The 22,262-nt window shown below is 74.1% G+C and carries 17 protein-coding genes and 2 pseudogenes; 8 read left to right on the plus strand and 11 right to left on the minus strand.

What is annotated here, in order from left to right:
* Positions 1-149 precede the first annotated feature (149 nt).
* Together QMQ26_RS25410 and QMQ26_RS25415 are read right to left on the minus strand one after the other, a co-directional pair.
* Entirely contained in the window at positions 150-890 is a 741-nt protein-coding gene (locus QMQ26_RS25410) for a response regulator transcription factor (protein WP_100840286.1), read from the minus strand.
* Positions 891-1,309: 419 nt separating this feature from the next.
* Positions 1,310-1,963, minus strand: coding sequence for a DUF3000 domain-containing protein (locus QMQ26_RS25415; protein ID WP_100840285.1), 654 nt, complete (start codon positions 1,961-1,963; stop codon positions 1,310-1,312).
* 172 nt (positions 1,964-2,135) lie between these two features.
* On the opposite strand from QMQ26_RS25415, the gene hemE reads away from it, so the two are divergent.
* Positions 2,136-3,215: a uroporphyrinogen decarboxylase gene (hemE, locus tag QMQ26_RS25420; RefSeq protein WP_282202798.1), complete on the plus strand. Its 1,080-nt coding sequence runs from the start codon at positions 2,136-2,138 to the stop codon at positions 3,213-3,215.
* A 253-nt stretch (positions 3,216-3,468) separates the two neighbouring features.
* On the opposite strand, the gene QMQ26_RS25425 is transcribed toward hemE, so the two are convergent.
* Complete coding sequence (locus QMQ26_RS25425; RefSeq protein WP_282202799.1) at positions 3,469-4,470, minus strand: DUF4349 domain-containing protein; 1,002 nt, start codon at positions 4,468-4,470, stop codon at positions 3,469-3,471.
* Positions 4,471-4,654: 184 nt separating this feature from the next.
* On the opposite strand from QMQ26_RS25425, the pseudogene hemG reads away from it, so the two are divergent.
* Positions 4,655-6,057, plus strand: a pseudogene (hemG, locus tag QMQ26_RS25430) (protoporphyrinogen oxidase).
* Positions 6,054-6,764, plus strand: coding sequence for a hydrogen peroxide-dependent heme synthase (gene hemQ, locus QMQ26_RS25435; RefSeq protein WP_100840281.1), 711 nt, complete (start codon positions 6,054-6,056; stop codon positions 6,762-6,764). Before hemG ends, hemQ begins: the two are co-directional and overlap by 4 nt.
* A gap of 216 nt (positions 6,765-6,980) precedes the next feature.
* Here hemQ and QMQ26_RS25440 read toward each other — a convergent pair whose 3' ends face one another.
* The 3 genes and pseudogenes from QMQ26_RS25440 to QMQ26_RS25450 all read right to left on the minus strand — a co-directional run bounded on the left by QMQ26_RS25440 (position 6,981) and on the right by QMQ26_RS25450 (position 10,167).
* Positions 6,981-7,742, minus strand: coding sequence for a TIGR04222 domain-containing membrane protein (locus QMQ26_RS25440; protein ID WP_100840280.1), 762 nt, complete (start codon positions 7,740-7,742; stop codon positions 6,981-6,983).
* Positions 7,743-7,822: 80 nt separating this feature from the next.
* The gene (locus QMQ26_RS25445) at positions 7,823-8,869 is read right to left on the minus strand and encodes a TIGR04222 domain-containing membrane protein (RefSeq protein WP_282202800.1); all 1,047 of its coding nucleotides are present in this window, start codon (positions 8,867-8,869) and stop codon (positions 7,823-7,825) included.
* Between the two features lie 34 nt (positions 8,870-8,903).
* Positions 8,904-10,167 (minus strand): annotated as a pseudogene (locus QMQ26_RS25450) (DUF692 domain-containing protein).
* Between the two features lie 215 nt (positions 10,168-10,382).
* On the opposite strand from QMQ26_RS25450, the gene QMQ26_RS25455 reads away from it, so the two are divergent.
* Positions 10,383-11,300 carry a GNAT family N-acetyltransferase gene (locus QMQ26_RS25455; RefSeq protein ID WP_282202801.1) on the plus strand — a complete coding sequence of 306 codons (918 nt, stop codon included), beginning with the start codon at positions 10,383-10,385 and terminating at the stop codon, positions 11,298-11,300.
* Positions 11,301-11,347: 47 nt separating this feature from the next.
* On the opposite strand, the gene QMQ26_RS25460 is transcribed toward QMQ26_RS25455, so the two are convergent.
* The 5 genes from QMQ26_RS25460 to QMQ26_RS25480 form a co-directional block, all read right to left on the minus strand.
* Positions 11,348-13,417: a restriction endonuclease gene (locus QMQ26_RS25460; RefSeq protein WP_282202802.1), complete on the minus strand. Its 2,070-nt coding sequence runs from the start codon at positions 13,415-13,417 to the stop codon at positions 11,348-11,350.
* 96 nt (positions 13,418-13,513) lie between these two features.
* Entirely contained in the window at positions 13,514-13,918 is a 405-nt protein-coding gene (msrB, locus tag QMQ26_RS25465) for a peptide-methionine (R)-S-oxide reductase MsrB (RefSeq protein WP_100840275.1), read from the minus strand.
* A gap of 26 nt (positions 13,919-13,944) precedes the next feature.
* Positions 13,945-15,291 (minus strand): UDP-N-acetylmuramate--L-alanine ligase, encoded by a 1,347-nt coding sequence (gene murC, locus QMQ26_RS25470; protein WP_404814203.1) that lies wholly within the window; start codon positions 15,289-15,291, stop codon positions 13,945-13,947.
* A gap of 156 nt (positions 15,292-15,447) precedes the next feature.
* Positions 15,448-15,912 carry an indole-3-glycerol phosphate synthase gene (locus tag QMQ26_RS25475; protein WP_100840273.1) on the minus strand — a complete coding sequence of 155 codons (465 nt, stop codon included), beginning with the start codon at positions 15,910-15,912 and terminating at the stop codon, positions 15,448-15,450.
* Positions 15,913-16,033: 121 nt separating this feature from the next.
* Positions 16,034-16,822 (minus strand): pyrimidine reductase family protein, encoded by a 789-nt coding sequence (locus QMQ26_RS25480; RefSeq protein ID WP_282202804.1) that lies wholly within the window; start codon positions 16,820-16,822, stop codon positions 16,034-16,036.
* 329 nt (positions 16,823-17,151) lie between these two features.
* On the opposite strand from QMQ26_RS25480, the gene zapE reads away from it, so the two are divergent.
* The 4 genes from zapE (at position 17,152) to QMQ26_RS25500 (ending at position 22,255) form a co-directional block, all read left to right on the plus strand.
* Positions 17,152-18,108 (plus strand): cell division protein ZapE, encoded by a 957-nt coding sequence (gene zapE / locus QMQ26_RS25485; RefSeq protein ID WP_404814204.1) that lies wholly within the window; start codon positions 17,152-17,154, stop codon positions 18,106-18,108.
* Between the two features lie 38 nt (positions 18,109-18,146).
* Positions 18,147-20,237, plus strand: a complete 2,091-nt coding sequence (uvrB, locus tag QMQ26_RS25490; protein WP_100840270.1) for an excinuclease ABC subunit UvrB — start codon at positions 18,147-18,149, stop codon at positions 20,235-20,237.
* 222 nt (positions 20,238-20,459) lie between these two features.
* The gene (locus tag QMQ26_RS25495; RefSeq protein WP_100840269.1) at positions 20,460-21,044 is read left to right on the plus strand and encodes a TerD family protein; all 585 of its coding nucleotides are present in this window, start codon (positions 20,460-20,462) and stop codon (positions 21,042-21,044) included.
* A 224-nt stretch (positions 21,045-21,268) separates the two neighbouring features.
* Complete coding sequence (locus QMQ26_RS25500) at positions 21,269-22,255, plus strand: TerC family protein (protein ID WP_282202805.1); 987 nt, start codon at positions 21,269-21,271, stop codon at positions 22,253-22,255.
* Positions 22,256-22,262 lie beyond the last annotated feature (7 nt).

The following is a 22,262-nucleotide window of genomic DNA, read 5'->3' on the forward strand; positions in this document are numbered from 1 at the left end:
GCGCGGCGCGGGGGCCGCTGACGGGCTGTCACGCCAGGGCGTACGGGGGAGCGGCGGGAAGCGGCAGCGAGGCGGCAGGGAAGCAGCAGGGCGAACGGCGGCGGCCCGGAGGAAACGTTCCTCCGGGCCGCCACCAGGGACGATGTGGGTCAGTGGATGATGCCGGTGCGCAGTGCCACCGCCACCATGCCGGCCCGGTCGCCGGTGCCCAGCTTGCGGGCGATGCGCGCCAGGTGGCTCTTCACCGTCAGTGCGGACAGGCCCATCGCCACGCCGATCGCCTTGTTCGACTGGCCCTCGGCGACCAGCCGCAGCACCTCCACCTCGCGGCCGGACAGCTCGCGGTACGCGGACGGCTGGGCGCCGGGCGCACCCGGGGCGCCGGGGGCGGCACCGGGCTGGCCGGGGGCGCCGTGGTGGCCGGGCGCACCGGGGTGGTGGTGGCCGGGGAGGCCGGGGCGGCGCATCCGGCCGGCCAGGCCGGCGCCGATCGGCAGGCCGGGACGGCCGGGCATCGGCATGTTGGTCCGGGTGCCGGTCACCACGTAGCCCTTGACGCCGCCGGCCAGTGCCGAGCGGACCGCGCCGATGTCGTCGGCGGCGGACAGCGCCAGGCCGTTGGGCCAGCCCGCGGCGCGGGTCTCGGCGAGGACGGTCAGGCCGGAGCCGTCCGGCAGGTGCACGTCGGCGATGCAGATGTCGCGCGGCGTGGAGACCCGGGGCCGGGCCTCGGCGATCGAAGACACCTCGATGACGTCGCGGACACCGAGTGCCCATAGGTGCCGGGTCACCGTGTTCCGGACCCGGGGATCTGCGATGACCACCATGGCGGTGGGCTTGGTCGGGCGGTAGGCGACCACGCTTGCGGGGTGCTCGAGAAGGACCGACACCTGAGGCCTCCGGGGGGAGTGGCGGACGAACCCCGAGGGGGCGGTCGGAGCGTTCCGCGTCTGGAAAGGGTCACTGACACCTTCGGCATCAACCGTGCCCGGCTTTAGCGGGTGATCACGATCTGGTGAGTAACAATACGGACAAATCGTGCAGGTGACCGGTACGACATGCTTGGAAATCGCACACATTCGATCGGGAACGGCGACGCGGCGATCGCAAACGTGCAGGTAATTGACCCGGAGTGGATGGGAAGTCACACTCCGTCAGCCCTGCGGGTGGCGCCGCTCCCGGGACGCGGGCTTGTCCCCCTGAGGTGTCTGCCGGGGTGCCTGCCAGGGTGTCTGCCGGGGTGCCTGCCGAGGCGTCCGCGCGGTGCCGCCGGGGCACCGCGCGGGGCGCCCGGACGCCTGACGGCCGGTCAGTGCGAGTTGCGCGGCCGGCGGCGGGCCGGCATCGGCACCACGCCGCCGAGCCCGCCCGGCCCGTCGGCCGCCAGCGGCGCGGGCGCGGACGGCGGCAGCCCCGCGCAGACGCACAGCAGGTCCGCCCAGGCGGCCAGGTGCCGCTCGAAGCGGCGGTCGGCCGGCGTCCAGGACGCCCGCAGCTCGATCTCGGTGGACGCGCCGCGCTCGGCCAGCGCGCCGAAGTACTGGGAGTGGCACCTGGTCACCGTGCCGGACGGCTCGGCGTACCCGGCGGCCTGCGCCTGCAGCGCGTCCAGCAGCCAGCTCCAGCCGACCTCGGACAGCAGCGGGTCGCCCGCCATCTCCGGCTCCAGATCGGCCCGGGTCATGGTCACCACCCGGAAGTCGCCGTTCCACGCCTCCGGCGCGGCCGGGTCGTGCAGCAGGACCAGGGTGCCGTCCGCCAGCTCCTCGCCGTCCACCTCCACCGAGGCGGAGAGCGCGAAGGCGTGCGGGGCCAGCCGGCGGGGGGCGGGCTGCGGGGACAGCCGTACCTCGGGGCGCAGCCGCGCCCCGGTCAGCGCCTCGACCGCGTCGCGGAACTCGATCGGCGCCGACTCCCTGCCCGTTCCTCCACCCTGCGCGGATTGCCCGCCGACCGCTGCCATGACCGGAAGCCTAGGCGGCGCGGACCCGCAAGCCGAGCACTTTCGTGCCTCCGGCGTGCCGAAAACCCGGAAACCGGGCGGGCCGTGCGCACCGCCCCGGCGGCCACCGCCCGAGGTGTCCGTTTTGCCCGCCCGGGCGGGGGCCCACCGGCCGCGTGCGAGGATGTGACCCGTGAGTGAGACCCCCGCAGCCCAGTCCGGTCAGCGGCCCCGCGGCGCCGCGTACGACTCCGTCTTCCTGCGCGCCGCCCGCAACGAGCCGGTGCCGCACACCCCCGTCTGGTTCATGCGGCAGGCCGGCCGCTCACTGCCCGAGTACCTGAAGGTCCGCGAGGGCGTCCCGATGCTCGACGCCTGCATGCGGCCCGACCTGGTCAAGGAGATCACCCTCCAGCCGGTGCGCCGGCACAAGGTGGACGCGGCCATCTTCTTCTCCGACATCGTCGTCCCGCTCAAGGCGGTCGGCATCGACGTCGAGATCAAGGGCGGCGTCGGCCCGGTCATCGCCGACCCGATCCGCACCGCGGCCGACCTCCGGCGGCTGCGCCCGCTGGAGCCCGACGACATGCCCTACATCACCGAGGCGGTCGGCCTGCTGGTCGCCGAACTCGGCGCCACCCCGCTGATCGGCTTCGCCGGCGCCCCCTTCACGCTGGCCAGCTACCTGGTCGAGGGCGGGCCCTCGAAGTCGTACGAGAACACCAAGGCGATGATGTACGGCGCCCCCGAGGTGTGGGCCGAACTGGTCGACCGGCTCGCCCAGATCACCTCCGCCTTCCTGAAGATCCAGATCGAGGCCGGGGCCTCGGCGGTCCAGCTCTTCGACTCCTGGGCCGGCGCGCTCGCCCCCGACGAGTACCGCCGCTCGGTGCTGCCCGCCAGCACCAAGGTCTTCGACGCGGTCGAGCCCTACGGCGTCCCGCGCATCCACTTCGGCGTCAACACCGGCGAACTCCTCGGCCTGATGGGCCAGGCCGGCGCGGACATCGTCGGCGTCGACTGGCGCGTCCCGCTCGACGAGGCCGCCAACCGGGTCGGCCCCGGCAAGGGCCTGCAGGGCAACCTCGACCCCGCCGTCCTCTACGCCCCCACCCACGTGGTCGAGACCAAGGCCCGCGAGGTCCTGCACGCCGCCCAGGCCCTCGGCGGCAGCCACCACATCTTCAACCTCGGCCACGGCGTCATGCCCACCATGGACCCGGACGCCCTCACCCGCCTGGTCGCCTTCGTCCACGAGGCCAGCGCCCGCTGAGGCCCCCGGCCGACTCCCCGCCGCCCGGGCGGGCGAGGGCGGCCGGGGCGCGGCGGTGGGCGTCCTCGGCCGGGGCGGGTCGAACCCGAGCAGGATTGCCGACGTGCCGGGAGGCCGCCGCCCCGGAGACCGGCAGGCGGCGGCAGACCTCCGCGTCCGAGCAGCCCCGGGCCGTCCCACCCTCGCCACCGTGGGCGTCGCCCCCGCCCCGCTCACCCTTCCCCGGCCTCCGGGGCGGTCCGGTGCTCCTCGGTTACTCCTCGCCGTCCGGGGTGTGCGTCGGGCGGGGCGGGGCGGGCGGCATCGGGGCGTGCGGGGTGTGCGGGGCGCGCCGGACCGGGCCGCGGGGGGTCCGGGGGCGCTTGCGGAGCTGCCTGCGCAGCAGCCAGGCGAACGGGGCCAGGACCAGCAGGAAGGGGGCCAGGGCCGCCAGCACCATGAGCAGGGCGCGGACCAGGACCACCAGCGCGTGCCAGCCGCCGGAGAGGGCGTGGCCGACGGAGGCCCAGAAGCCGGTCTGCTTCTTCTCCGGTTCGACCCGGACGGCCTGGCGGGCCGTCACCAGGTCCAGGGTCACGGTGGAGAGCGAGGTGCGGGCGGCGAGCTGCTGCTGCTGGTGCTGGAGTGATTCGAGGTCGGACTCGCGGCGGGTCAGCTCGCTCTCCAGCGACACCACCTCGGCCAGGCTCTTCGCGTCCGCCATCAGCGCCCGCACCCGGTCCACGCTGGCCTGCATGGACTTGACCCGGCTGTCGGTGTCGGCGATCTGCGCGGTGAGGTCCTCGGCCTGGCTGCTGAGGCCGAGCCGGGTGCCGAGCCCGCCGAGCCCGTCCAGGGTGGCCTGGTAGGCCGCGGACGGGACCTTGAGCGTCAGCGTGGACTGCGTGCTGTCGCCCGTCCCGCCGCGCAGGTCCTCCCCGGCGACGTACCCGCCGGCCCGGGTGACCAGGTCGACGGCCTTGGCGCTCGCGTCGCCGACGTTCTCCACCCGGAGCGTCAGCTTCGCCTGGTAGGCGATCTGACGATCCGTCGCGGCCGCCGTCGCCGTCCCGGCCGCGCCCCCGGCGCCGGCCCCGGCGGGGGCGTCGCCCTTGCCGGGGGTGGCCGCCGCCGCGCCCGGCGCCTGGGCGCCGCCCTTCGCGTCGGCGACCGCCGCCGAGCTCGACGCGTGGTCGCCGCTCGCACTGCACCCGGCCAGCAGCAGCACCGCGGCCAGTGCCCCGACCGCGCCCGCTCGGCGTACCTGCAGGTCCATTCGGTTCCCTCCCCGTGTTCCGGGGCGGGCCGTCCGCCCGCCCCCACGAGACTGTGACGCGACGGCCCCGGGAGCGGACCCGCACCGACGGTACCGGAACGATCACGCTGCGGACTCGCCCCGGTCTCGGGGCGCTCCGGGGCCGATCCCGGCGATCCGGATAAGGGCTGGGAGACTGGTCGGCATGGCGAAACCTCACGTCGTGGTGATCGGTGGCGGGATCGCGGGCCTGGCCGCGGCGGCGTTCCTCGGGGACGCGGCGGTGCGGGTGACCGTGCTGGAGGCGTCCGGGCGCTTCGGCGGGAAACTGCGCGGCGGCGAGGTCGGCGGCGTCCGGGTCGACCTCGGCGCCGAGTCGGTGCTCGCCCGCCGCCCCGAGGCCGTCGAGCTGGCCCGCCGGGTCGGCCTCGGCGACCGGCTGGAGCCGCCCACCACCGCCAAGGCCGCGATCTGGACCAGGGAGGGCCTGCGCCCGCTGCCCGGCGGCCAACTCATGGGCGTACCGGGCGACCTGGACGCGCTGGAGGCGTCCGGCGTGCTCACCCCCGAGGGCCTGGAGCGGGCCCGCCGGGAGCGGCCCGCCGCGCTCGGCGAGGACGCCCCGATCGGCCGCTACATCGCCGACCGGCTCGGCCGCGAGGTGGTCGACCGGCTGGTCGAGCCGCTGCTCGGCGGCGTGTACGCCGGGCACGCCGATGAGATCTCGATCCGCGCCGCCGTCCCGCAGTTGCTGCAACTCGCCCACCAGCCGGGGCCGTTGACCGCCGCCATCCGCGAACTCAGCAGCCGCGCCACCGCCACCGGACCGGTCTTCCAGGGCCTGGACGGCGGGCTCGGCACCCTCCCCGAGGCGGTCGCCGCCCACGACCGGGCCCACGGCGCCGACCTGCTCACCGGCCACCCCGTCGAGGCCCTGCGCCGCACCCCCGACGGCTGGCGGATCACCGCCGGCGGGCGCGAACTCGCCGCCGACGCCGTGGTGCTGGCCGTCCCCGCCCCGCAGGCCGCCGCGCTGCTCGCCGCCGACGCCCCCGGCGCCGCCGCCGAGCTCCGGCAGGTCGAGTACGCCTCGATGGCCCTGGTCACCCTGGCCTTCCGCCGCGCCGACCTGGCCGGCAGCCCGCTCACCGGCAGCGGCTTCCTCGTCCCGCCGGTCGACCGGCGCAGCATCAAGGCGTCCACCTTCTCCAGCAACAAGTGGGGCTGGCTGGCCCGCTCCGCCCCCGACGCCTTCCTGCTGCGCACCTCGCTCGGCCGCCACCGCGAGGACGCCGCCCTGGACCTGGACGACGCCGAACTCGTCGCCCGCTCGCTCGCCGACCTGCGCACCGCCGTCGGCCTGCGCGCCACCCGTACGACCACGCCGTCACCCGCTGGCGGGCCGGGCTCCCGCAGTACCCGGTCGGCCACCTCGACCGGGTCGCCCGGATTCGCGCCCGCCTCGACGCCCTGGGCGCGATCGCGGTCTGCGGCGCCGCGTACGACGGCGTCGGCATCCCCGCCGTCATCGCCGGCGCCCGGCGCGCCGCCGAGCACCTCACCCCCGGCACCGGCGCCGCCCGCACGGAAGGGACAATGAACCCATGACCGAAAGCACTGAGCAGCCCGTGAAGAAGAAGGCCCGCGACCTCAACCAGGTCATCCGCTACACCATGTGGTCGGTGTTCAAGCTCAAGGACGCCCTCCCCGAGGACCGCACCGGCCTCGCCGCGGAGGTCGACGCCCTCTTCGAGCAGCTCGCCGCCAAGGACGTCGTGGTCCGCGGCACCTACGACGTCTCCGCGCTGCGCGCCGACGCCGACCTCCTGGTCTGGTGGCACGCCGAGGACTCCGACGACCTCCAGGAGGCGTACAACCGCTTCCGCCGCACCGGGCTCGGCCGCCACCTGGAGCCGGTCTGGTCCAACATGGCGCTGCACCGCCCCGCCGAGTTCAACAAGTCGCACATCCCGGCGTTCCTCGCCGACGAGCGGCCCCGCGAGTACGTCTGCGTCTACCCCTTCGTCCGCTCCTACGAGTGGTACCTGCTCCCGGACGAGGAGCGCCGCGCGATGCTCGCCGAGCACGGCATGATGGCCCGCGGCTACCCCGACGTGCGCGCCAACACCGTCGCCTCCTTCGCCCTGGGCGACTACGAGTGGCTGCTGGCCTTCGAGGCCGACGAACTGCACCGCATCGTCGACCTGATGCGCGACCTGCGCCCCTCCCGGGCCCGCCTGCACGTCCGCGAGGAGGTCCCCTTCTTCACTGGCCGCCGCAAGCCGGTCGCCGACCTGCTGGCCGGCCTCTACTAGGCCCTGTCCGGTCGGTCTTGTCGGATCGGCGCGCGGCGTCGGGCGCCCGGCTGGGAGTGCCGGCGGAACGCCCTCGTACTGGATGTACTTGGGTGTTTCGCCGGTGCTTCCAGCCGGGATGATCCGGCGTCGTGCGCCCGGCAAGATCGGCCGGACAGGGCCTGGGCCCCGGCCGCACCCCGCCGCGCGCGGCCGGGCCGGCCCCTGCCCCCCGGGTCAGGAGCCGAGGGCCGCGCGCAGCCGCGGGTCCCGGACGGCGGCGGTGCCGGAGATGGCGACGGCGGTGAGCAGGTCGTCGTCGGTGGCGACGGTGTGGCGGCAGGGGAGGGCCCGCAGCAGGGTCTGGCCGGCGGGGGCGGCCCACGCGGTGTAGGCGTGGACGTCGACCCGGGCCATCAGCAGGGTCCCGCCGGTGAGGACCAGCGGGAGAGCGTACCAGGCCACCGCGGTGCGGGCGGCGGTGCCGTCGGGGGCGGTGAGCAGGACGGTCAGCAGCAGCATCGAGGCCGCCCCGAGCAGCGCGTAGCGGACCTGCCGGACCGCCCGCAGGGCGCGGTCGCGGACCACCGCCGGCGTCGCCAGCCCCGCCAGCGCCAGCCGGTCGCCGATGTCGCGGACGGTGGGGTGGGCGGCCAGCGCCGCCTTCAACTGGGCGGTGCGGCACTGGCCGTCGGGGCCGATCGCGCCGATCAGGGCCCGTTCGAGGCGGCCCCGGCCCCGCGGGTCGACGACGGTGGTCCAGCCGGTGTGCGCGAGGTGCAGCCGGCCCAGCGCGGCCATCCGGACCAAGGCCAGGTCGACCACCCGGGCTGGGCCCCCGGCCAGGTACGCGGTCTCGTAGAGGCCGACCCCGGAGGGCCGGTGGGCGGGGTGCGGGGCCCGCCCGGTGAGGGCGTCCGCGACCGCGGCGACCCGCACCAGGCGCAGGCACGAGAGCACCGCGGCGGCACAGGACGGGATCAGCAGCAACACCCACATGCCCTTCGTTCTAGTCCTGTGCGGGCCGGAAGCGGAACGGGTACCCGCGCCGCGATACCGAACTGTGACTCGGCGGGGCCTCAGGAACCACCGCACCCGCCGCCCCCGCCGCAGCTGGACCCGCAGGAGCTGGACGACCCGCAGGAGTGCGAGGAACCGCCGCAGGAGTGCGAGGACGAACTCCCGCAGGAGTGGTGCGAACCGCCCGAATGGCCGGACGACCCGCAGGACGAGCCGCTGGACGTCCCGCACCACGCCCCCGCACCGGCCCCCGCACCGGCCCCGGCCGCGTACTCCGTGCCGCCGCCCGCCCGGCCGCGCCGCGAGCCCCGCACCGGTCGGAGGAGGACGGCGGCGCCGCCGTCGAGCGCCTCGCGCAGCGCCCGGTGCGCGGAGCCGCCCAGCGCGGCGGTGCCGTCGAGGGCGAACGCGCCGACCAGCCGGGCGTGCTCCCGCTGCACCTCCCGCGGCCGCCAGGCGCTGCCGCCGCGCATCAGCTGCAACTGGCGCAGGCCGGCCGGGGTGATCCGGCTCCGCGGCGGACGGGTGGCGACCAGGACGAGCACCGTGAACAGGACGAGTGGGAAGTACGGGACGAACGCCGGAGCGGCGGACTCCCCGGGCCCGTTCAGCCACCGCACGGTGGAGACCGCGCCGAGTACCACCGCGACCAGCAGCGCCAGCAGCACCAGCCGGCGGGCCCGCCGGGCGGCCCGCAGCGCGGCCGGGTTGCGCAGCAGGCCGCGGGCGGCGAGCCCGTCGCCGATCCGCTGCACCTCGGGGCTGCCCATCACGGAGGTGCGCAGCACGGACAGGTCGCGCCCGGCCCGGCCGCCCACGGCGGTGATCAGCACCCGCTCGACCGGGTCGGACGTCCGGTCGGAGGTGACGGTGACCCGGTGGGCCCGGGAGATCACCACCCGGCCCTCGCGCTCCATCCGGACCAGCGCGGTGTCGACCACCCGGGCGGGCCCGCCGGCCAGGAAGGCGGCGTCCAACAGCGGCAGGCCGCGCCCAGGCAGCCCCCGTACGTCGGTGACCCGGCGGCTGCGCCGGTTGAAGACGGCGGAGACGGCGACGGCGCACGCGACGAGGGCGAACGCCAGGAAGAACCGGAAGTCCAACATCCCCCGTGGTTCCTTTCTGTGCGGTGCGGAGCGGTCAGGGGTGCGCCTTGGCGGTGCGGTCGCGGCGCGGCAGCAGGCGGCTCCACCGGGAGGCGGCGGGGCGCAGCAGGCGGCGCAGCGCGGGCTGCCAGTCGGCGGCGGCGGGGCCGCCGTCCAGGGCCCACTCGGCGAAGGCCCGGGCGTCGGCCCGGTAGCCGCCGGTGAGCGGGCGGACGGCGGCGTAGCGGTCGAACAGCGGGGCGAAGTCCGGGCCGAGCAGATCGGGCAGCTCCGGCATCAGGTGGCCGACGGTCTCCCGGCGCTTGGCGAGCAGGCCGGCGGCCTGGACCCGCAGCTGCTCCGGGTCGAAGCCGGCCGGGGCCGGGCCGCCGGCCGTCAGAGCGGCCAGCAACTCCTCCTGGCGGTGCGCCAGTTCGACCCGGGCGAGGGCGAGTTCGGCGTCGGCGCGGTCGCGGATCAGGTATTCGTGGTGCTCAGACACGGGCGGCTTCCCTCCGGTGCAGGCGCTGGACGCGGCGGATGGCGTCGAGTTCGGCGGACAGTTCGGCGGGCGGCGGGTACGCGCCGTCCCGCTCCAGCAGCACCCCGGGCGGGTCGGCCCGCTCGCAGAGCGCGGCCAGCACCTCCAGCACGGGCGCGGTGACGGGGTGGGTGTGGGTGTCGTGCCAGACGCCGTCGCGCTCGACGCCGCCGGCCACGTGCACGTAGGCGAGGGCCTCCAGCGGCAGCCGGTCCAGTTCGGCGGCCGGGTCGACGCCCAGGTTGACCCGGTTGGTGTGCAGGTTGGCGACGTCCACCAGCAGGCGGACGCCGGTGCGCTCGACCAGCTCGGCGAGGAACTGGGCCTCCGTCAACTCGTCGCCCGGCCAGGCCAGGTGGGCGGCGATGTTCTCCAGCACCAGCGGCACCGGCAGCTCCCGCTGGGCGATCCGCACGTTGGCGGCCACCACCCGCAGCGCCGCCCGGGTGCGCGGCACCGGCAGCAGGTGCCCGGCCTCCAGGCCGCCCGCCCGGACGAACGCCAGGTGCTCGCTGACCAGCGGCGACCCGAGCGCCTCGGCGACGCCCGCCAGCCGGGCCAGCCGGGCCGGGTCCGGTTCGGCGGCGTCCCCCAGGCCGAGCGAGACGCCGTGCGGGACGACCGTGACGCCGCGGGAGCGCAACTCGGCCAGCGAGGGCGGCAGGTGCTCGGCGCAGACGTTCTCCGCGACCACCTCCACCCAGTCGAGGCCGTCCAGCCGCTCCACCGCGGTGTCGATCTCCGGGCGCCAGCCGATGCCGGTGCCCAATCGTGGAATACCGGACGAAGACATATTCCACCCCCTTTTCCGGCGGGCCTTTCGGAAGGCCCCGCTCCCCGTTGCCGAGGATGTATCCGCCGGGCACCGATGCCAAGCGGGACAACGGAAACTCAGAGCTGAACTTGAGGTTCGGCCGCACCGGCCGAACTTCCGCGCGGGTGGGGGGAAATTCGGCGGCGCACGGACGGACGACTGACTAACGTGACATGCCTATGACTTCCTCGCCGTACCGCATCCGCCCGTTCGCCTCCACCGACGCCGTCGGGGCCGCCGAAGCCTACCGGGCCGGCCGCCCGCACCTGGTCACCACCCCCGAAGTCACCGCCTGGCTGGCCGCCCTGCCGCACTACCACCTGCTGGTCGCCGAGCGGGGCGGCCGGGTCGTCGGCACCGCCCGGTTCGGCCCGGTGGCCGAGAGCACCACCCCCCACCAGGGCTTCCTCAACGTCAGCGTGCTCCCCGAGCACCGCGGCGCGGGCATCGGCACCGCGCTGCTCACCGCCGCCGAACGGGAACTCGCCGCCCTCGGCACCCGGGACGCCCACGGCTGGGCCGACGACACCCCCGAGGCGCTCGGCTTCGCCGCCGCCCGCGGCTACCGGCGCGGCCGGGCCGGCCGCTTCTCCGGCCTCGACCTCACCGCCCCGCTGCCCCCGCTGCCGCCCACCCCGCCCGGCGTCGAACTGCGCACCGCCGCCGACTTCCTGGACGACCCGTACCCGATCTACCTGGTCGACATCGACGGCACCCGCGCCGAGCCGGGCGACCTCGTCCTCGACGACCAGTCCTACGAGAGCTGGCTCGCCGAGATCTGGCAGCGCCCCGACCAGGAGCACGCCCTCACCGCGGTCGTCCTCGCCGACGGCGAGCCGGTCGCGTTCTCCGCCGCCCAGACCGACGGCCACCGCACCTACTGGTCCTCCTTCACCGCCACCCGCTCCACCCACCGCGGCCGCGGCCTGGCCAAACTCGCCAAGGCGCACTCCCTGCACCGCGCCAAGGCCCGCGGCCTCACCGCCGCGTACACCCAGAACGACGCGGACAACGCCCCGATGCTCGCCATCAACGACTGGTTCGGCTACCGCGCCTGCGCGACGGAGTGGAAGCACGCCAAGGCGATCGGACGGTGACCGCGGCGCCCGGGGGCGGGCGCCCGGGCGCCCCCGGGCGCCGCCCGTCAGGCGACGTCCACGCCGTGGTCGCGGGCCAGGCCGGCCAGGCCGTCCGACCAGCCCTGGCCGACCGCGCGCAGCTTCCAGCCGTCGGCCGGGTGCCGGTACACCTCGGCGACCAGCATCGCGGAGACCGCGGGGTCGGCCGGCGGCCGGAACAGCCAGCTGCCATCGCCGGAGGAGAGCTCCACCACCGGGTCGACCAGGTCCGCGCAGCTGCCGTCGCCGTCCGCGTCCAGGTTGACCGAGACCGCCACCCGCCGCACCGCCGCCGGGAGCCGCCCGGTCCGGACGGTCGCGCTGCGCTCGTCCGGACGGAGCGTCACGGCGCCGTCCTCCGCCTCCGGTTGGTGGTAGAAGACGAAGTCCCGGTCGTGCCGGACCTTGCCGTCCGCGTCGAGCAGCAGCAGCGTCAGGTCGGCCTCCGCACCGCCGGACCGGAACACCACCCGCAGCTCGCCGTCGGGCAGCACCAGGTTCTGGCCCGGCACCAGTTCGGCGGCGGGGGCGGCGGTGCGCCGCACGGGGGCGGCGGGGACCGCGGGGGCCGGGCCGAGCCGGCCGGGGAGACCGTGCTCGCGGAGCAGCGCGAGCAGCAGCGGGCCGTCCACCAGGGTGAGCGGTTTGTTCTCGGCGTGCTTGCGGGAGCCCGGGCCGAAGCCCGAAGTGGTCACCAGGATGCCCCGGTTGGCGCCCTGGTGGCGCATGGTGGACTCCAGGTCGCGCACCGCGCTCGGCGAGACGGTGTGCCGGTAGCGCTTGGCCTGGATGACGATCTTCCCGCCGGTGATCGGGTCCGGGTCCTCGGCCAGCACGTCCACGCCCTCGTCACCGCTGCGCGCGGTGGTGCTGGTGCGCAGGCCCCGGCGGCGGAACAGCTCGGCGATCAGCCGCTCGAACTCCAGCGGGTCCATGGCGAACAGGTCGGGCCCCTCGTCGGCCGCGGCGAAGGCGGTGGGGAGCTCCGGGACGGCCTCGCCCTTCTCCGGCCGGGCGGAGATCCGGCCGCCGAGCGCGTCGACCAGGCAGTCCAGCGGGGCGACCCGGTCCAGGGCCAGCGCCTCGAAAGCGGCGCGGTCGGCCTCCACGGTCAGCAGGCAGCGCTCGCCCTCCTGCCCGGTCGCCGGATCGGGGGCGACCACCACGCCGTTCAGGCCCACCGAGGCGAGCAGGCCGTCGGTGTCGGCCCGGAACACCTCGGCCAGCACCCGCAGCGCGCACTGCGCCAGCACCTCGCGGTAGAGCTCCCGGCGCTGCCCGGCGGGCCGGGCGACCTCGTCCTCGCGGTCCTCGGAGCGGACGTAGCGGTACCGGCCGACGCTCGGCACCACCTCGTACGGCGGCAGCTCCCAGCGCACCACCAACCGCCGGGTCGAGGCGTCCCAGGAGGTCTCGCCGTCGGCGGGGAAGCCGTCCGGCCAGTCCTCGCGCCAGTCGACGACCGCCTCGAAGTACTCGGCGACCGCCGCCGGATCGCCCGCCCGCAGCCGCGCCGTCAGCTCCCCGGCCTGGGCGGACCGCCCGGCCAGCAGCCGGTGCCGCTCGGCCGCCCAGGCGTCGTACTGGGCCCGGTAGTCGGCGAGTTGGCGCTGCCGGTGCTGTTCGGCGGCCCAGGCGGCCTGCCAGTCGTACTCGAACCTGGCCCTGGCCTGCGCGGACTGCTCCTCCCACTGCCGGCGCGCCCCCGGCTGGTACGCCTGCGGGCCGGACGGGGGCGGCACCAGGTACCAGTCCTGGTCGGGCATCGGCACCGGCACGCCCAGCGGACCGGGGTCGAACGGCGGCACCGCGGGACGCCCGCCCCCGGCCAGCACGAAGCCGGGCCCGGCCAGCCCGGCCGCCAGCACCCCGCGCAACTCGGCGACCCGCCCGTCCAGTTCGGCGCTGCGCCGGGCGGCGTCCGACTCCCGCCCCTGCTGGTACGCCTTCACCGCCTCGCGCTCACCCCGGGCGGCCGCCCGCTGCGCCTCCCGCTGCGCCCGTTCGCTCTCGCGCTGCCGGGCGGCGGCCGCCTTGCGCTGGGCCTCCGCGCGGCAATGCTGCTCGCGCTGCGCCTCGGCCAGTACCGACCACACCCCGGAAGACCGTCGCCGTGCCACGCCCGCCCCACCCACGTCCAAGACCGTTCGGAAGAAGATCCAGTCTTCCACGCGGGCGGGCGGGCGCGGGGCCTACTCGGCGGGCTCGAACCGCAGCGAGATCGAGTTGATGCAGTACCGCTGGTCGGTCGGGGTGTCGTACCCCTCGCCCTCGAAGACGTGCCCCAGGTGGCTGCCGCACTTCTTGCAGCGCACCTCGACCCGGCGCATGCCGAGGCTGCTGTCCTCCAGGTACTCCACCGAGTCACCGGCCAGCGGCGAGTAGTACGACGGCCACCCGCAGTGGCTGTCGAACTTGGTCTCGCTGCTGAACAGCTCCGCGCCGCACGCCCGGCAGCTGTACACGCCGACCGTCTTGGTGTCGGTGTACTCGCCGACGAACGGCCGCTCGGTACCGGCCTCGCGGAGCACGTGGTACTCCTCCGGAGTCAGCTCGGCGCGCCACTCGGCGTCGGACTTCTGGACCTCGTAGCTCACGGCACTCTCCAGCTCGGACGGGGACGTCAGACAGCAGGTGCAACGTCGGCCAGGGCGGCCAGAATTTCCGGGCCCAGGTTGGTGACGTCGCCCGCGCCCATGGTCAGCACCAGGTCGCCGGGGGCGGCCAGCGCGGCCAGCAGCGCGGGGGCGGCGGCGAAGTCGTGCTCGGCCCGGACGTCGGCGCCGGCCCGGCGGGCCGCGTCGATGATCAGCTCGGCGGTGACGCCGGGGATCGGGTCCTCGCGGGCCGGGTAGATGTCCAGCACCACCGAGGCGTCGGCCAGCGCCAGCGCCCCGCCCATCTCCTCGGCGAGCTGCTGGGTGCGGGAGAACAGGTGCGGCTGGAAGACCACCAGCACCCGGCCCGCGCCCGCCGCCTCCCGGATCGCCTCCAGGTCGGCGGCCATCTCGGTGGGGTGGTGCGCGTAGGAGTCGATCACCTGCACGCCGCGCGCCTCGCCCTTGAGCTGGAGCCGCCGCCGCACCCCGGTGTACGCGCCCAGCGCCTTCGCCAGCCCGTCGGCCGGGACGCCCAGCGCGATGCCCGCGGCCAGCGCCGCCACCGCGTTGTGCGCGTAGTGCCGGCCGGGCACCGAGACGGTGAAGGTCAGCGGCTCGCCGTCCAGCTCGACCGTCACCTCGCTGGTCATGCCGCGCGCCTCGACCTTCCGCACCCGCAGGTCGGCGTCCTCGGCGGCGCCGACCGTCACCACGTTCAGCCCGTCCCGCCCGGCCACCCGGCGGGTCAGCTCGCGGGCGCCCGCGTGGTCGGCGGAGACCACCAGGGTGCCGCCGGGCTGGAGCCGGCCGACGAAGGTCTCGAAGGACTCGTAGATCTCCTCGATCGACGCGTAGTTGGCGTGGTGGTCCAGCTCCACGTTCAGCACGATCGCCACCTCGGGCGCGTACTTGTGGAAGCTGCGGTCGCTCTCGTCCGCCTCCGCGACGAAGATCTCGCCCGCCCCGTGGTGCGCGTTCGACCCCGGCGCGTCCAGGTCGCCCCCGATCGCGTACGAGGGCTCCAGGCCCAGCTCGCCCAGGCTGACCGCCAGCATCGAGGTGGTGGTGGTCTTGCCGTGGGTGCCCGCCACCGCGAGCGCCCGGCGGCCGCCCATCAGCGCCGCCAGCGCGTCCGAGCGGTGCACCACCGGGACGCCGCGCTCCCGCGCGGCCACCAGCTCCGGGTTGTCGGCGCGGATCGCGCTGGAGACCACCACGCTGCTGGTTCCGGCCGGGAGGTGCTCCGCCGCGTGCCCGACGAACACCGTCGCGCCCAGCTCGCGCAGCGCCCGCACGGTCTCCGACTCCTTCGCGTCGGAACCCGAGACGGTCGCGCCGCGCACCGCGAGGATCTTCGCCAGGCCGGACATGCCGGCGCCGCCGATGCCGATGAAGTGCGGGGCGTGCAGGTCGTGGGCGGCGTCGTTCAAGGCTGGCTCCGTACGGGCGTGAGGAGGTGGGATCGTCCCGTGCGCCGTGTAGCTACGAGGACGCACGGGACGATTCTGCCCTAACCGGGAGGGCGGTCAGGCTTCGCTGGCGAACAGTTTGAGCACCGGGACGCCCACCTCGTGCCGGGCGCGGGAGGCCCAGTCCCGGTGGAAGAACTCCTCGACGAAGTGCGGCGAGGTCAGCACCAGCACCTCGTCGGCCCGGTTCTCCTCCACCACCTCGCGCAGCCGCACCAGCGGGTGCGCCTCGACCACCTCGCCGACCGCCTCCGCCCCGGCGCGCCGCAGGTGGCGCAGGCTGTGTTCGAGGGACTCGCCCGCGAGGGTCGGCGTCTCCTCCTCGCCCTCGTCGCGTTCGTGCACCGCCTTGTCCAGATGGCCGAGGGCCACGTCGTCCAGGGCGCGCAGCAACTCGTCCTGCTTGCCGCGCGGTTGCATCAGGACGACGAAGGAGACCTTCTCCTCGCCGTGGAGCGTGGTGACCAGCTCCACGTCGGCGTCGGAGAGCGCCTTTTCGATCATCAGTACGGTCTTGAACACGTGAGTCCCTTCGCTGGTGCGGGCCCCCGGGTCCGGCTCCCTGCTCCCCTCCTTCATAGTGCCCGGAGGAAGGATTCCTCACGCTGCACACGCGCCACACGGATCACATGATCCACATCGGTCAGGATGTGGCGCGGGTGCGGGCTGGGACGCTCGGGGAGCGGTCCGGATCGGTCGGCCGCAGATAGCGGGTGAAGAGGAAACCTTTCTCCTCGATCAATGACACCAGCCGCATCGGTCGGACGTCCGGGATTCCCGGCCCGTTCACGATCCTCGGTGAATCACCCGCCGTCACCAGGGGAGCCACCGACAGGCACAACTCGTCCAGCAGGCCGTCCGCCGCGAGCTGACCGAGCAGGCGGGGCCCGCCCTCCGTGAGCTGGCGGCGCCAACCACGCTCCGTGAGCGCGGCCACCGCCCGGGGGAGGTCCACCGAGCCCGTTCCTGCGGTGATCACATCGGCTGCGGCGGCGACCTCGGCCAGACGGTCGGCCGGCGCGTCGACGGTGGTGACCACCACCGTGGGCACCAGCGGCTCGGTGAACAGCGGCGCCGACAGGTCCAGCTCCAGGCTCCGCGACACCACCGCGATCACCGGTGCCGGCAGCTGGCCCGCGGCGGCCCGCCGCGCCGCGAAGCCGGCCCGGGCCCGGGCCGGCCGGTAGCCCTCCGCCCGCACCGTCTCGGCCCCCACCAGCACCACGTCGCACAGCGCCCGCAGCACCCCGAAGATCCGCTTGTCCGCCTCGCCGGACAGCCCCTCCGAGAGCCCGTCCAGCCGGGCCGACCCGTCCAGCGAGGTGACCATGTTCGCCCGCAGCCACGTCCCCTCCGCCGGGTACGCGTACGCCTGCGCCAGCCACTCGGGGGTGCCGGGAGTGCCGGGGGTGTCGCCGATCAGTTGCCTCATGCCCCGAGTCTCGCAGGGGGTGGGGAGAGGAAGCGCACCGACGGTGAGCGCACCGACAGGGGCGCGGGGAACTGCGCGCTGCGGGAGGAGCACGTCAGCGAGGTCGCGGCACAGTGCGGGCTCCCGCCCCGCGTCGCGATCCTGCGGTGCGTGCTCGCCCGGGCCGCGCAGGTCTCCCCGCGCCCCTGCCCTCGCCCGGCCGCGCAGCGGTTCTCGTGGCGCGAGTACCCTGTTGTTCCGTGTCTGCTGCCTCGGAGTCCGATATTCACACCGCGATAGCCCTGACCGATCGGCGACCGGTGGTGCCGGCCGAGCGGCTGGTCGCCGAGATGGTGCCGCCGCCGCGCTTCGCCGGGGTGAGCTTCGGCAGCTACCTGCCGGACTCCTCGCAGCCGAGCCAGTACGAGGCCGTCCAGATCCTGGAGTCCTTCGCCGCCGGGCTGAACAGCGCCGCCGAGCCGCCGAAGCGCGGCTGGTTCCGCCGCTCCGCCCCCGCGCCCACCGGGCCGGCCGGGATCTACCTGGACGGCGGGTACGGCGTGGGGAAGACGCACCTGCTGGCCTCGCTCTGGCACGCGGTGCCCGGCCCGAAGGCGTTCGGGACGTTCGTGGAGCTGACCAACCTGGTGGGCGCGCTGACCTTCCAGGGCGCGGTGCGGACGCTCAGCTCGCACCGGCTGCTCTGCATCGACGAGTTCGAACTGGACGACCCGGGCGACACCGTGCTGGTGTCGACCCTGCTGGGCCGGCTGGTGGAGAACGGCGTCAAGCTGTGCGCGACCTCGAACACGCTGCCGGAGAAGCTCGGCGAGGGCCGGTTCGCCGCCGCCGACTTCATGCGGGAGATCCAGGGCCTGTCCGCGCACTTCCGCCCGGTGCGGATCGACGGCCAGGACTACCGGCACCGCGGCCTGCCCGACGCCCCGCCGCCGTACACCGACGCCGAGGTGACCGCCCGCGCGGCCCGCACCCCGGGCGCGTCGCTGGACGACTTCGACGCGCTGCTGGAGCACCTGAAGGAGGTGCACCCCAGCCGGTACGGCGCGCTGCTGGACGAGGTGGGCGCGGTGTTCCTGCGCGGGGTGCGGCAGGTGGACGACCAGGCGACCGCGCTGCGGCTGGTGGTGCTGGCCGACCGGATGTACGACCGGGAGCTGCCGGTCACCGCCTCGGGCGTGCCGTTCGACCGGGTGTTCACCGAGGAGATGCTGCGCGGCGGCTACCGCAAGAAGTACCTGCGGGCGGTCTCCCGGCTGGTCGCGCTGGCCCGGGACTCCGCGAAGTAACCACCGCGTTGTCGGTGGCCGGTCGTACCGTGGAGGGCGTGCGTCCCATCACGAGTATCGAGCGGTCCGTGGCGCCCTTCGAGGTCGTCAGCCCCTACCAACCCAACGGTGACCAGCCGGCGGCCATCGCCGAGCTGGAGCGCCGCGTCCGCGCGGGCGAGAAGGACGTCGTCCTGCTCGGCGCGACCGGCACCGGCAAGTCGGCCACCACGGCCTGGATGATCGAGAAGCTCCAGCGCCCCACCCTGGTGATGGCGCCGAACAAGACGCTGGCCGCCCAGCTGGCGAACGAGTTCCGCGAGCTGCTGCCGAACAACGCGGTCGAGTACTTCGTCTCGTACTACGACTACTACCAGCCCGAGGCGTACGTCCCGCAGACGGACACCTACATCGAGAAGGACTCCTCGATCAACGAGGAGGTCGAGCGGCTGCGCCACTCCGCCACCAACAGCCTGCTCACCCGGCGGGACGTGATCGTGGTCGCGTCCGTCTCCTGCATCTACGGCCTCGGCACCCCGCAGGAGTACGTCGACCGGATGGTCCGCCTGAAGGTCGGCGAGGAGGTCGACCGGGACGCCCTGCTGCGCCGCTTCGTCGACATCCAGTACACCCGCAACGACCTGGCGTTCACCCGCGGCACCTTCCGGGTCCGCGGCGACACGGTCGAGATCTTCCCGGTCTACGAGGAGCTCGCCGTCCGGATCGAGATGTTCGGCGACGAGATCGAGGCGCTGTACACGCTGCACCCGCTGACCGGCGAGGTGATCAGCCAGGACGACTCGGTCTACGTCTTCCCCGCCTCGCACTACGTGGCCGGCCCGGAGCGGATGGAGCGGGCGATCGGCGGCATCGAGGCCGAGCTGGAGCAGACGCTGGCCCGGATGGAGAAGCAGGGCAAGCTGCTGGAGGCCCAGCGGCTGCGGATGCGCACCACCTACGACATCGAGATGCTCCGCCAGATCGGCACCTGCTCGGGCGTGGAGAACTACTCGATGCACTTCGACGGCCGCGAGCCCGGCTCCCCGCCGAACACCCTGCTCGACTACTTCCCGGAGGACTTCCTCCTGGTCATCGACGAGTCGCACGTCACCGTCCCGCAGATCGGCGCGATGTACGAGGGCGACGCCTCGCGCAAGCGCACCCTGGTCGAGCACGGCTTCCGGCTGCCCTCGGCGATGGACAACCGGCCGCTGAAGTGGGAGGAGTTCCAGCAGCGGATCGGCCAGACCGTCTACCTGTCGGCCACCCCGGGCAAGTACGAGCTGGCCCGCGGCGACGGCCAGGTCGAGCAGATCATCCGCCCGACCGGCCTGATCGACCCCGAGGTGATCGTCAAGCCCACCGAGGGCCAGATCGACGACCTGGTGCACGAGATCCGGCAGCGGGTGGAGAAGGACGAGCGCGTCCTGGTCACCACGCTGACCAAGAAGATGGCCGAGGACCTCACCGACTACTTCCTCGGCCTCGACATCCGGGTCCGCTACCTGCACAGCGACGTCGACACGCTGCGCCGGATCGAGCTGCTGCGCGAGCTGCGGGCCGGCGAGTACGACGTGCTGGTCGGCATCAACCTGCTCCGCGAGGGCCTCGACCTGCCCGAGGTCTCGCTGGTCGCGATCCTGGACGCGGACAAGGAGGGCTTCCTGCGCTCCGGCACCTCGCTGATCCAGACCATCGGCCGCGCCGCGCGCAACGTCTCCGGCCAGGTGCACATGTACGCCGACAAGATCACCCCGGCGATGGAGCTGGCGATCAGCGAGACCAACCGCCGGCGCGCCGTCCAGCAGGCGTACAACGAGGAGCACGGGATCGACCCGCAGCCGCTGCGGAAGAAGATCGGCGACCTGCTCTCCACCATGGCCGGGGAGGACGTCGACACCGAGGAGCTGCTCGCCACCGGCTACCGGCAGCAGGGCAAGGGCAAGGCGCCGGTCCCGGCGCTGGGCATCGATCGCAAGCCCGCCAAGAGCCTGCCCGCGGCCGAACTCGCCGAGCTGATCCAGGGCATGACCGACCGGATGCACACCGCCGCGGCCGAGCTGCAGTTCGAGGTGGCGGCCCGGCTGCGCGACGAGGTCAAGGAACTCAAGCGCGAGCTGCGGCAGATGCGCGAGGCGGGAATGGCCTGATCCGGCGTCACCCGCGGCCGGACGGGGGTGATTCCCCGTCCGGCGGGTGCCGTTGTGTCGTAGTTTGGCCACAGCCCGACCCTTCGGCGCCGCACCGGCGGTGCAACGGCGGCGCGTCGGCGTAGGGTGGGGCGCGGTCTGCCCGGGGCCGGGATGTTCCGGGTACGGCCGGAGGTGCGACAGGACGCCGGGCGGGGCCCGGAGGAAGCAGAGGTCGGCAGCGTGTCCGTGAACCTGGCCAAGGGCCAGAGCGTGAGCCTGTTGAAGTCCACCGGCGAGACCCTGTCCGTGGTCCGGATGGGCCTCGGGTGGAAGTCCGCCCCCGGCAAGCGCGGCTTCTTCAGCCGCCGCCCCAAGGAGATCGACCTCGACGCGTCCGCCCTGCTGTACGACGGCAAGGCGATGAGCGACGTGGTGTTCTTCTCCCACCTGGTCAGCAACGAGGGCTCGGTCCGGCACACCGGCGACAACCTGGTCGGCGGGGTCGGGGCGGGCGGCGACGACGAGAGCATCCTGGTCGACCTGACCAAGGTGCCCCACCGGGTCACCCAGATCGTCTTCACCGTCAGCTCGTACAGCGGCCAGAACTTCATGGAGGTGCAGAACGCGCACTGCCGGCTGGTCGACGAGACCACCGGCAAGGAGCTGGCCCGCTACGAGCTGACCGGCGGCGGCCCGCACACCGGGCAGATCATGGCCAAGGTCGAGCGGGACGGCGAGAGCGGCTGGAAGATGACCGCCATCGGCGCCCCGGCCAGCGGCCGCACCTTCCGGGACATGCTGCCCTTCATCGAGCCGTTCCTCTGACCGCTCGGCAGCGCGGCTCCTTTACCTTCTTTACCTTTCCTTGGGCTTCCTGTTAACCTTCTGGGAGCGGAGGGGAGTATTCCCCGTTCAGCGACCCCGTCATCACGGGCGCCCATCGCGGCGCCCCGGGGCGCTGGCCGTGCGGCACCCGCCAGGTGCGGGCCGCGCGGCGGAAGAGACCTCCGGCAGTGACGAGTGTTCGCCTATCTGCCGGAGGAGCAGACATGGACGTATCCGCGGGCCTGTGGGCCGGCACCATCGCGGTGCTGATCGCCCTGATCGTGGCCGACTTCTTCATCGGCGGCCGCAAGCCGCACGAGGTCTCCGTGAAGGAGGCCGGCATCTGGACGGCGGTCTGGGTGGCCCTGGCCGGGCTGTTCGGCGGCTTCCTCTGGTGGTACGGCGGCGGGAAGCCGTCCGGCGAGTTCTTCGCCGGCTACATCACCGAGAAGTCGCTCAGCGTCGACAACCTGTTCGTGTTCATCCTGATCATGGGCAAGTTCGCGGTGCCCAGGATCTACCAGCAGCGGGTGCTGATGTTCGGCGTGATCATCGCCCTGGTGCTGCGGGCGGTCTTCATCGCCGGCGGCGCGGCGGTGGTGTCGAACTTCTCCTGGGTGTTCTACCTCTTCGGCGCCTTCCTGGTCTGGACGGCCTGGAAGCTGATCAAGGAGGCCCGGGCCGACGAGGAAGAGGAGGAGTTCGAGGAGAACCGCCTGCTCAAGTCGATCGAGCGGCGCTTCCCGTCCACCGACCGCTACCACGGGACCAAGCTGCTGATCCGGGAGAACGGCCGCCGGCTGATGACCCCGATGCTGATCGTGATGCTGGCCATCGGCACCACCGACGTGCTGTTCGCCCTGGACTCGATCCCGGCCATCTTCGGCCTCACCCAGGACCCGTACATCGTCTTCACGGCCAACGCCTTCGCGCTGATGGGCCTGCGCCAGCTGTACTTCCTGATCGGCGGCCTGCTGAAGAAGCTGGTCCACCTCTCCTACGGCCTGTCGGTGATCCTCGGCTTCATCGGCGTCAAGCTGGTGCTGCACGCGCTGCACGAGAGCGGCGTGCACGTGCCGGAGATCAGCATCCCGGTCTCGCTGGGCTTCATCGTGCTGACCCTGGCGGTCACCACCGTGACCAGCCTGGTCACCGCGCGGAAGCAGCAGCGGGCCGAGCGGGCCGAGGAGCCCGCGAAGATCGACGCCTGATCCGGCC

The sequence above is a fragment of the Kitasatospora fiedleri genome (genome assembly GCF_948472415.1).
GTDB lineage: Bacteria > Actinomycetota > Actinomycetes > Streptomycetales > Streptomycetaceae > Kitasatospora > Kitasatospora fiedleri.

What these genes read in the sequence shown, in the direction of transcription:
- QMQ26_RS25415 (WP_100840285.1), bottom strand. Translation starts at nt 1,963, where the DNA reads ATGGCAGCGGTCGGCGGGCAATCCGCGCAGGGTGGAGGAACGGGCAGG.
- QMQ26_RS25425 (WP_282202799.1), bottom strand. Translation starts at nt 4,470, where the DNA reads ATGGACCTGCAGGTACGCCGAGCGGGCGCGGTCGGGGCACTGGCCGCG.
- hemQ (WP_100840281.1), top strand. Translation starts at nt 6,054, where the DNA reads ATGACCGAAAGCACTGAGCAGCCCGTGAAGAAGAAGGCCCGCGACCTC.
- QMQ26_RS25440 (WP_100840280.1), bottom strand. Translation starts at nt 7,742, where the DNA reads ATGTGGGTGTTGCTGCTGATCCCGTCCTGTGCCGCCGCGGTGCTCTCG.
- QMQ26_RS25445 (WP_282202800.1), bottom strand. Translation starts at nt 8,869, where the DNA reads ATGTTGGACTTCCGGTTCTTCCTGGCGTTCGCCCTCGTCGCGTGCGCC.
- QMQ26_RS25455 (WP_282202801.1), top strand. Translation starts at nt 10,383, where the DNA reads ATGACTTCCTCGCCGTACCGCATCCGCCCGTTCGCCTCCACCGACGCC.
- murC (WP_404814203.1), bottom strand. Translation starts at nt 15,291, where the DNA reads ATGTCCGGCCTGGCGAAGATCCTCGCGGTGCGCGGCGCGACCGTCTCG.
- QMQ26_RS25480 (WP_282202804.1), bottom strand. Translation starts at nt 16,822, where the DNA reads ATGAGGCAACTGATCGGCGACACCCCCGGCACTCCCGGCACCCCCGAG.
- zapE (WP_404814204.1), top strand. Translation starts at nt 17,152, where the DNA reads ATGGTGCCGCCGCCGCGCTTCGCCGGGGTGAGCTTCGGCAGCTACCTG.
- QMQ26_RS25500 (WP_282202805.1), top strand. Translation starts at nt 21,269, where the DNA reads ATGGACGTATCCGCGGGCCTGTGGGCCGGCACCATCGCGGTGCTGATC.